Annotated in this window: 7 protein-coding genes; 3 read left to right on the forward strand and 4 right to left on the reverse strand. The window is 52.5% G+C overall.

Annotated elements, in window-relative coordinates:
- Positions 1 to 303 precede the first annotated feature (303 nt).
- Both ACWVCN_RS05575 and ACWVCN_RS05580 read left to right on the forward strand, forming a co-directional pair.
- Complete coding sequence (locus ACWVCN_RS05575) at positions 304 to 561, forward strand: hypothetical protein (RefSeq protein WP_455244544.1); 258 nt, start codon at positions 304 to 306, stop codon at positions 559 to 561.
- Positions 561 to 959 (forward strand): PIN domain-containing protein, encoded by a 399-nt coding sequence (locus tag ACWVCN_RS05580; RefSeq protein ID WP_455244545.1) that lies wholly within the window; start codon positions 561 to 563, stop codon positions 957 to 959. The genes ACWVCN_RS05575 and ACWVCN_RS05580 overlap by 1 nt, the downstream gene beginning before the upstream one ends.
- 273 nt (positions 960 to 1,232) lie before the next feature.
- Here ACWVCN_RS05580 and ACWVCN_RS05585 read toward each other — a convergent pair whose 3' ends face one another.
- The 3 genes from ACWVCN_RS05585 to ACWVCN_RS05595 all read right to left on the reverse strand — a co-directional run bounded on the left by ACWVCN_RS05585 (position 1,233) and on the right by ACWVCN_RS05595 (position 3,077).
- A complete protein-coding gene (locus ACWVCN_RS05585) occupies positions 1,233 to 1,460 on the reverse strand; it encodes a type II toxin-antitoxin system MqsA family antitoxin (RefSeq protein WP_455244546.1) in 228 nt (75 codons plus the stop codon).
- Positions 1,457 to 1,744, reverse strand: a complete 288-nt coding sequence (locus tag ACWVCN_RS05590) for a DUF4258 domain-containing protein (protein WP_455244547.1) — start codon at positions 1,742 to 1,744, stop codon at positions 1,457 to 1,459. The genes ACWVCN_RS05585 and ACWVCN_RS05590 overlap by 4 nt, the downstream gene beginning before the upstream one ends.
- A gap of 625 nt (positions 1,745 to 2,369) precedes the next feature.
- Positions 2,370 to 3,077: a helix-turn-helix transcriptional regulator gene (locus ACWVCN_RS05595; protein WP_455244548.1), complete on the reverse strand. Its 708-nt coding sequence runs from the start codon at positions 3,075 to 3,077 to the stop codon at positions 2,370 to 2,372.
- A gap of 593 nt (positions 3,078 to 3,670) precedes the next feature.
- On the opposite strand from ACWVCN_RS05595, the gene ACWVCN_RS05600 reads away from it, so the two are divergent.
- Entirely contained in the window at positions 3,671 to 5,299 is a 1,629-nt protein-coding gene (locus tag ACWVCN_RS05600; protein ID WP_455244549.1) for an ABC1 kinase family protein, read from the forward strand.
- On the opposite strand, the gene ACWVCN_RS05605 is transcribed toward ACWVCN_RS05600, so the two are convergent.
- Positions 5,286 to 9,296, reverse strand: coding sequence for an ATP-binding protein (locus tag ACWVCN_RS05605; RefSeq protein ID WP_455244550.1), 4,011 nt, complete (start codon positions 9,294 to 9,296; stop codon positions 5,286 to 5,288). The two genes, ACWVCN_RS05600 and ACWVCN_RS05605, sit on opposite strands and share 14 nt — an antisense overlap.
- Between the last annotated feature and the right edge of the window lie 29 nt (positions 9,297 to 9,325).

Below are 9,325 nucleotides of genomic sequence, written 5' to 3' on the forward strand. Positions count from 1 at the left end.
GCCGGGAGATGTGAATGCCGAATAGCTATTTATACGTGTGATTACTATTGCTTAGCGATTTCCACCGAATCAACCGGCCTGTAGGTATCTCCGAAACGGTTCAGTTAGTTTGGTCTATTTGGATTCTGGGAGGATCGGATTTGATTCAGGAGGGGACGAGGACAGTCGCGCGGAGGAAGTGCGACAGTCCCCTTGGGCCGGAAGGGGATTGTCCCCTGGATGGCATGATGTTGCGTATCTGTGTGGTCCGTGCTACAGATGGTGCATCATGATGATGCATTTGATGATGCAGAAGGAGGGGCCATGAAAGCCATTACCCTTAGGAACCTTCCTCCGGAACTTGGGAAGACAATCCGTCAGCGGGCCCGGCGAAAACGTGTGAGCGTAAACAAGGCCGTAATCGGCTTGCTCGAAGAACATCTGACCAAGGGTGCGAAAAAAGAGGTTGCGTTGTACCATGATCTCGACGACCTCTGCGGCTCGTGGTCTGAGGATGCAGCCGACGCGTTCGACGAAGTGCTGGCAAAGCAGCGATCAATCGATCCTGATGTGTGGAAATAATGCGCATCTTGCTGGATACCTCTGCCTATTCCGCGTTCATGCGTGGGAGCGGCGAAGTCAAAGACGCGATTCAGTCAGCTGACTCGATTTCCGTTACTCCGATTGTGTTGGGTGAATTAGAGGCTGGATTTTGTAACGGTCGCCATTCCGAAAAGAACAGAAAGATCCTGAAGCAATTCCTTGCCTCTCCGCGTGTCCAAATCGTGCCGATTGATGAAGAAACCTCTGAACGCTATGCGGTCATTGTGAACGCCCTCTGGAAAGTGGGGCGGCCCATTCCCACAAACGATCTCTGGATTGCGGCGAGCGCCATGCAGTATGGTCTGGCCATCGTAACGACCGACGCGCATTTCAAGCACGTTGCGCAGGTGCTCGTTCACTACATCGAACTGGCTTAGCCAGAGCCACCTACTGCGAACCATCACATCAAGGCCATCTAGCGAATTGCAATTGCGGTTCCGACGGGGACTGTCCCCATAGAAGAAGACCGCGCTGCCAGTGGTGATGGAGCCGACTTGTTATCACTGCTCTGCTGAAAGGTCACGGCAGAAGAGGTCGACTGTTTTGCAGAAAAAGGCGCTGTTTTGTGGAGAGGCGGCGATGGTAGTGGCTGCGGCTGCGCAAACTTGACCGGATATAAGCAGAGTTAACTTCCCGCTCCGATACTCCTGTTATGCTGCGGCATAGTTTCTTACATCAACTTGTACGCCCGACCGGACAGCTTCGTCAGCGGTTTTTAACAGGCGAGAGGCGATGGCGTCATCGACGTATTCTTCGCCGCAGTTCTGACACACACGAGCGGGCACCCCTTTAATGACGACCGTTGCGCCGTCGCGTTCGAGCGTGACCGTCGCGGTCCCCGGTTGTGTCTCTCCCTTTTTACAGATGACACAGATCATGGGCGTGTCCTCCTTCTGAAACCGGCATCCCATTCCGCTGCATTCGGCTGGTAGACGGTAATGACGATGTCCTCCTCAGCCGCGGCGTTCTTTGCGACCACCACATGTAGGGGACGGGGACCGTTCCAGCCTAGTATCAACCGACTAGGAAAAGGCTTGTCGTCTGGGTATGCCTCAATAGTCTCACCGGTGGCGATAACCTGTCTGACCTCCTCCATGCTGATCGTGCGTTGAAACATACGCTTGATCGCATGGACGCGAAAGACCAGACGCAACTGATTCATTTCAGTGCTGCCCTTGTGCTGCCTCGCGCCGGTTCGCGCTGAGGATGAAGCAGTCTAGCGCAGTGGCGGTCTTGTTGTCACTCAGTGGAGAACGGAAAGAGGTGACACTATGAGATAAATAAGATGGGATTTTCGACAGGGACAGTCACCGGGCAGAATGGCGACACCAGCTCGAAGGGGGACAGTCCCCATGGAGGAAGGGGGACTGTCCCCGAAGAAGCTGTCCCCATAAGAAGAAGGCCGCGCTGCCAGTGGTGATGACAGCGCGGCCTGGTGTGACGCGGGGGCGACCCGCCAGTTCTGGAAAGGGTCAGGACCAGATTCTGCCGGGGAAGCGGGAGGCATCCTTTTCCGCTTCCTGCAGGCCGGCTCCGCGCCGACTCTGAAAAGCGTGATGCGCGGTTCGCAATGAGAGAAACCACCTTTTCGATTTGGATCTGAGCGTAGTCAACGCTTCATCCTGGTGTGCCGCACTCTTTGTGCAAGACGGTTGTTGTGTCGCGTGGTGCATTAGTCCTGCCAGATGCGGGCCACAACCAGGTAGATGAAAATTGCGAGGATGGTGTTGCTGACGACTAAGCCGATGGCGATATCCATGTGTTGCATCCTTCGTGTATTGAGACAATCAGACTGTTGCTGTCATGGCTTTGAACATACGTGCGCTGGGAGACTGATCCATCCCCGACTGCTCTGAAAGGAATCCCGCGGCGGTTCCTTGCGGCGTGGGGAATATCATCCGGGCCAGCAAACCCGTGCGTGTCGTGGTCTTGGTTTTGTGCATGATCCGCTTCAGGTGTTCCTTGACGGTGTATTCGCTCAAGTTCAGACGGTTTGCGATTTCTTTGTTCGTAAACCCGAGCATGAGGTAGATGATGACCATCTGTTCGCGCTCGGTCAGGTGATAGCGCTCTTGAATGGAGGCGTCCGGACATTCCAGTTTCTGGTTGAGTTTTTCGATGACGATAAGTATCCGGCTGTTGCGTGCGAGCGGTTCATCGGGAATGCAAAATCCGCGCAACAGGAGTTTGTGGTCTGCGGCGAAGGAAAGCCGCTCGACCTGGATGGCCTCGCAATCCTTCGGATGTTCGCAATGCATGAGCCGGGAGATGAGGTCCCTCACGACGGTGTGCACATCTTCCGGGATCAGGCAGGTGCCGTTTTCTCTCGCCGTGAGCGGTTGAAGCTGGCGAAGATACAGCTGGGCCTCCTGGTTCATGAACAGCAACTGCCCGCTGCTGTTGAAGAGCACGACGCCGGTTGAAGCATGGGCTGTTGGGCGAGGTGCCTGCTTGTGTCCGTTGGAGTGTGTGGTCGTCTCGATCTGCATCTTCATAAGCCTGCTCTCCCTCCCTGTGTGCTCCGGTGAATCACTTCATCCTCTTCCACTGCTGAACCTTTTCAGGCGCTTGCACGTAGGTTTATACAACCATCGTGCCAGAGGCGGATTTCTTATGATTCTCGGAGGGGAAAATGTCTGAAATGGCAATACTGGCTTGCCATTTCACAAATATGACCTGGTGGCCGCATAGCCGATGTTTTCTTAATTCCTTATTTTAAAAGAAACTGATTCGATCCTCTTTGAATCCGATGTGATTCAGCGGGCTTACATGCCTTTTTCTTTCACAATCGAGATAACGGTCGTTCTGGAGTTGTGAGATTTGGCCCCATAACCAGTAGTTGGTAGGGGGGGCTATGAATGAGGAGGTGCAGCATGTCTCCTCATCCGTGGCTTCAACATGTTGTTCTCGGCAGTCAATGCAGGAAAGCGTCGATATGTTGATGACAATGTCCGCGCCAAGGCGGTTCTCGGTACTGCTCATAACTCTGTGAAAAGAGGCCGCCGACGAGTAGAAGACTTTACATTTTCCCGGCTCCTATGGAGAATGCGTTGCAAAATGAATTGCCGCTTATCTTCATATTGCTACGATGTCTTATAAGATTCGTCGCGCATTTCAAATTATCACGACTGTGGCGTACATCGGCCTCTTTGTCATCCCATTTAAAAGAGCTGATGCGCCGCGGTTGATCAGAATTGCTCTTCAGGAACTGGGTGGGGCATGGGCGAAAATAGGTCAAGCGCTTGCTTTGAGATTTGATCTGCTGGACCCCATGCTCTGCTATGAGTTGTTTGAACTGTTAAATCAAATGAAGCCCTTCGATTACTCGGAGGTTCGGGCAGTCATTCGAACTGAGCTTCATGGTGACCCTGAACAGCTATTTGCGTGTTTTGAGCGAGAACCGTTCGCCGCCGCTTCTATCGGTCAAGTGCATCGCGCAACACTGCTAACTGGTGAGAGAGTAGCGGTTAAAGTGCAGCGTCCTGATGTTCGGCAGGCCATGGCAGTCGATATCACGTTCCTGTTCTTCGCCGCAGCAATTCTGGATATATTTGGCGCGCTTGGATCGATGTCTGCCAGATCGTTTGTCCATCAGTTCGAGCGCTCGGTTTATGAAGAGTTGAATTTCAGAAATGAAGCACGCCATGCACGAATGATGGCGGACAAAGCACAAGGGAACACGGTCGAACGGCATGCAAAAGTATTCGTTCGCTACACGACAGAACGAGTACTGACGACGGCGCTCTTGGAGGGTGTTTCTTTCCTTGAACTTCTCAGCCGCTGTGATTCTTCTTCGTCAAGGCTAGACGAGGAGACGCTCGATAACATTTGCCTACACCTCTTTGAGAACACGCTACGGCAGGTATTCGATAACGCCTACTTCCATGCCGATCTTCATCCCGCAAATATATTTGTCCTCCCGAACGACGTGATCGGATATGTCGACTTCGGGATTGTGGGTACGCTATCACCTCGTTTGCGTGATTCATTGACGAGCTATGCAATGTACCTGTTCCGCGGGGACATCGAGCGCTCTACCCAAGAGTTGATGCGATGGATCACTCCTTCCTCTAGAACCGACATCGAATCCGCGCGTGGTGAGATCGTTGGTATTGCCGAAGAGTATTACTGCAGCGTGACCTATGAAAAGGGGCAGGAAGGGCAGAATAGTTTCGCGTCGTACCAGATCAATGTCCTGAACGCGGTCCGTCGTCATCACATGGCCATATCTCCGTCAATTGTTGCGTCATTCCGATCGCTCATTTCTGTGATCTCCATGATTTATCAGCTCAATCCTGCCTTCCCTTTGAGGAAGCATGCCAACAGATTTTTCTCAAGCCTCATCTTGGACGAAGTTGCACGTGTGTTGTCACCACGAGAGTTGGTACGTGGGATTTTTAATCTCCAGTTGCAAGTTCAGCACGGCATGAACGCATTGGACTCAATGGAACAGAACTTGAGGTCTGGGCAGCCTACGACGGTAACTGCCCAAACACGCGATCTGAAGAGATATGCGGTTCTTGGAAGTCTCAGTGTGGTGAGCCTGATCGTCGTTGTAGTATTCGACCTGTCACTTTCCGGTCTATCGGCAGGCGCCCTTCTCGGTGTATTAGGGGGCGGCGCAGTTCTCTTTGCCTTCTTGACCTTACGTGAGGCCGGAAGAATAAGGGGGAAAGAAGCCGCGCGGAGAAGGGCTTGGCTAGCTAATTGGAAGTAGTATCGGCTACAGGTAGGGTGAAATAGAATCGACTCCCTTCTCCGCGAACGCTCTCTACCCAGATTCTTCCGCCCTGATGCTTGATGAGGCTCTCGCAAATAGCCAGGCCAAGTCCTGCCCCGCGCTGTTCTGCGGACGTACCTGCGCATCGGTAGAATCGTTCAAAAATTCTGCTGATTTCCTCAGGGGCGATACCGCAACCTGTGTCGGATACGCAGAATGTGACGCAGTTGCCGTCTTGTTGTGAGCGTACCTCGATGGTTCCCTCCGGCGGCGTAAACTTTAAGGCGTTGCCGATTAAGTTGTTCAACACCTGGTGAAATTTATCACGGTCGGCGTTCACCATAACGGGTGGTCCGTCATGGTTTGCCTCTAATCTGATTCGCTTGGCTTCAGCGGTTGGCCGCAAGTTTTCAACTACATCCATCACTATGTCTGGAACTTGAAGGGGAGCCAAGTGTAAGTGGACGTGTCCCGACTCAATCCTTGATAAATCGAGGAGATCATTGACCATCACCGTAAGCCGGTCAAGGTTGTGAGCACTTCTCTGGATGTAATACGTTTGTTTTTCGGATAAGGGGCCTACAATACCGGCCAATAGGTTATCGAGATAGCACCTGATAGATGTTAATGGAGTGCGCAGTTCGTGCGAGACAACTGAGATGAACATCGTTTTGGCCTGGTCCAGTTCTTGTAACCTGGCATTTGCCTCTTGCAGTTGTTCGTTGGTCTGCCGAAGATCAGTTGTTTTTTCCAGAATCGTTTGGTCTAAGCTCCGCGTCAGGGACTCGAGCTTGAGCTTTTCTAGTTCGAGTTCGTGATACGAAGAGGCATTTTCGATTGCAATCGCTGCTTGCCCAGCAAATGCCGAAATCAATTCAAGGTGGCGCTCGTTAAAAAGATTCGCCAACAGCCGGTTGTCCAGGTAGAGGATCCCTAGTAGATTATTCCGTCTGAGTAAGGGGACACAGAGAATCGAGCGTAACCCATATCGGTGAATACTCTTGTGTTCGGTAAGCCTCGGGTCTATCTGGGCATCCGTGGTGAGGATCGGTTTTCTGGAACTCGCAACTTGATCAATCAGCCCTCGGCTGAATCTGAAGGCTTCTGTATGATATTCCTCCACATCGAGACCCTTGACGATTTTCACTTTGAGGTGCCCGTTTTCGTTGAGAAGGAGATAGCCTCGTTCAGCGCAGACCACTTCGGTGGCCGCTTCAAGAATATGTTCGAGGAGATTCCCCACATCTTGAAGAATGCTGATCTCTTGGCAGACCTTCAGCAACGACTCGAATTCTCGTGTGATCTTCAACGTGTCTTGGTCATAACGTGGTAATTCCTGCGCTCTTGGGCCTTCGGTAGCTGCCAGCGGTGCCACTCCCTGTTCGCCTAGCTCCGACAGGCTGCCCATCTCAGTCATCAGGGTTTGTGCCCGCTCCAGATACACGCTGGCTTGTGAATCGTGCTTTCTTGCAAGGGCTCTTCCGAGCAACATCTTGGCCATTGCCTCGTCATAGCGGCTTCCGAGCCTTTCAGCCTCTGCAATGCTCTGGTGAAGAAAACGAAGTGCGTTCGCTTCCCGGCCCCTCTTGAGTTCGTACGATCCCGATGCGCGTAACGCATGCGACCGCCAATTCGGGAACAGGCGGGCCAGGAGTCTTCCTATCCAGAGCGCCCGCCCGGCTCGTTTCAAGAAGTGCGACCTGCGGGCTGGCGTGATGGCGGATGCCTCTGAGTAGGCTTCACCAAGAATCACAAAGGTGCCGGTAATGAAGTCATGAAGTATCTGGTATTTCAGAATCACTGCGCGGCTCAACTCCAGTGCTCGGATGGCGTGGTTGATCTTTCCACTTTTTAAGTAAACCTGTCCGAGAACTCGAAGGCTCATGATCCGGATCAACTGGTCCCCAACCTTTCTGGTATGCTTTGCAGCTCTCCGTGCATAATCAAGCGCTTCACTTAGGCGTCCTTGGTGGGAGTACACCAGAGCTTGAAGGACATACGCCCAGCCCAGTCCACGGACGTCCTTCACGCCTTCTGCGATGCGATGAAGGGCTTTCGCGCATTTGAGCATGCTGTCGAACTGGCCTTGCCCGAAATAGGCCATGCAGAGCATCCCATAGGCGACTTCTGTATCCCAGAAGTTTCCGCGCTTTAAGGTTTCCTCGCCGGCCGCGTCCAAATAATGCACGGCTTTGTCATACTGAGCCGTGTAGAAGTACGCTCGGCCAAGGGCTGAAACGGAACTGTCCAGTATTGCCAATCCATATGCATCCGGGGCGTTTCGTTCCTCCAGCGATCGCATGAGCGCCATGGATTTTTCGGCGTATTTGAGAGCGCGCCCGTGCAACGCGGCCGCGTTGCAAAGATTCTGGTGTAAGCCATAGGCGACTCGGCAATAGGCCTCGCTGGCAGTCTGCTCCGCGAGATTCAGATGCTTCATGTGCACTTGAAAACAGCGTTTCATGTCGATGAAATAATAATAGTTGATCAACAACTCAAACAGGCGAAATGCCTCGATGTCTGTGGGGGTGCAAGGGCGCGGTTTAATGAACCTCTTGAATACTTGTTTGCATGTTTCTGTGAGAAGGTTCAGTACGACTCCGAAGGTCGTGGTCGGCTGGGTAATTCCCAATGCCTGGAGTGCAGTTCCGAAATGCGCAAGCGTTTTCTCCCTATCCCCCTGCTTGAAGGAGACTGTCCCTAGTTTCGTTTCCAGGCGACAGAGGGCGAGCGCTTTTTCAGGATGCTGAAAAGATGGCCTGATCTCCAGGTATTTGGCTTCTGCGTTGCCGTACCTGCCGAGCATGGCATAGGCATCTCCCAGCGATTCCCGAATCGTAAGCGTGCATTCTTCCTGACTCTTCCCTTCTGTATCCTCCTCCGGAAGCGGGTGACCGGCTTCCAGCAATTTAAGAACGGCCTCATATGACTGCACAGCTTCCGCATTGGCATAGGTACGTTGCGCGAGCCTTGCTGCCTTGAGGCAGTACTTCATGGCTTTCCGGGTATCTTCTCCAAGCCTGAAATGGAGAGCGAGTTCGAATATGGAAGCATCCGAGTAGATGTCCAGAGGATGCCCCGCCTCTTTCCCATCATGCTGGAGAAGCGTTTCCAATGCCTCGCCAATTTGTTGATGTAAATACCGTCTATCTACAGCCTCTATCTCGTTATAGAGAGTTTCAAGAATCTTGTCATGAACGAAGCTGTAGCCGCGGTCGAGACCTGTGCCGTCTCGCTGCGTAATAATATGTTTCTGAATCCCTTCCTCAATGCTTTCAAGAACGAGTTTGCCATCCTGTCTTAGCTGTACAAGGACGTCGAATGTAAAATGTCGACCAATTACGGCGGCACAACGCAGAATGTCGCGGGCTGATGGCGAGAGGTTTCGCAACCGTTTGAGAATGACTTGGTCAACTCCTGAAGCGGCAGTCAAGCCGGAAGTCTTGAGGACTTCCACCGTCAATCGTTCTCCATGTACGGCCAGCGCATCACTCTGTACGAGCGCTTTTACTGTTTCCAAAATGAAGAAAGGGTTGCCGGCTGTATTCTCAGTAACGATTCTGGCGACTTCTTTGGTGTGATGTGTGGGGAGAGTCACGACTTCGCGCAGAAGGGTCTCGACATCCTGATCCAGAAGACCGTGCAACTTCTGCTCTTTAACTGTGTTTCTCCACACGCTGAGAAATGCCGTCAGCGGATGTTCAGGGCCTACATGAGTGTCGCGATATGCGCCGAGGAATAGCAAATGCGAACTCTTGAGTTTCGGCATGGTGCGCTCGAGGAGCTTGAGGGACCCTCCGTCTATCCATTGGAGATCATCCCAAAACATTGCAACAGGGAGAACATCGCTGCTGAGCGCGAGGAGGAAGTCAGATGCAACGTTGAGGAAGCGTTCGACATCTTTTTCCGCCTCCCAATCATGAGTCTGAAGTGGCGGGCCTTCCCCGATTAATTCCTTGATGGAATGAAAGATTCTAGTAATGTCCGTTCCCATGGTGCCGATGATCTTCTTGATCCGGTCGA

Source organism: Petrachloros mirabilis (genome assembly GCF_975968855.1).

Bases quoted from the DNA above. Each gene is read 5' to 3' on its own strand.
- ACWVCN_RS05575 (WP_455244544.1), top strand. From the start codon at position 304: ATGAAAGCCATTACCCTTAGGAACCTTCCTCCGGAACTTGGGAAGACA.
- ACWVCN_RS05580 (WP_455244545.1), top strand. From the start codon at position 561: ATGCGCATCTTGCTGGATACCTCTGCCTATTCCGCGTTCATGCGTGGG.
- ACWVCN_RS05585 (WP_455244546.1), bottom strand. From the start codon at position 1,460: ATGATCTGTGTCATCTGTAAAAAGGGAGAGACACAACCGGGGACCGCG.
- ACWVCN_RS05590 (WP_455244547.1), bottom strand. From the start codon at position 1,744: ATGAATCAGTTGCGTCTGGTCTTTCGCGTCCATGCGATCAAGCGTATG.
- ACWVCN_RS05595 (WP_455244548.1), bottom strand. From the start codon at position 3,077: ATGAAGATGCAGATCGAGACGACCACACACTCCAACGGACACAAGCAG.
- ACWVCN_RS05600 (WP_455244549.1), top strand. From the start codon at position 3,671: ATGTCTTATAAGATTCGTCGCGCATTTCAAATTATCACGACTGTGGCG.
- ACWVCN_RS05605 (WP_455244550.1), bottom strand. From the start codon at position 9,296: ATGGGAACGGACATTACTAGAATCTTTCATTCCATCAAGGAATTAATC.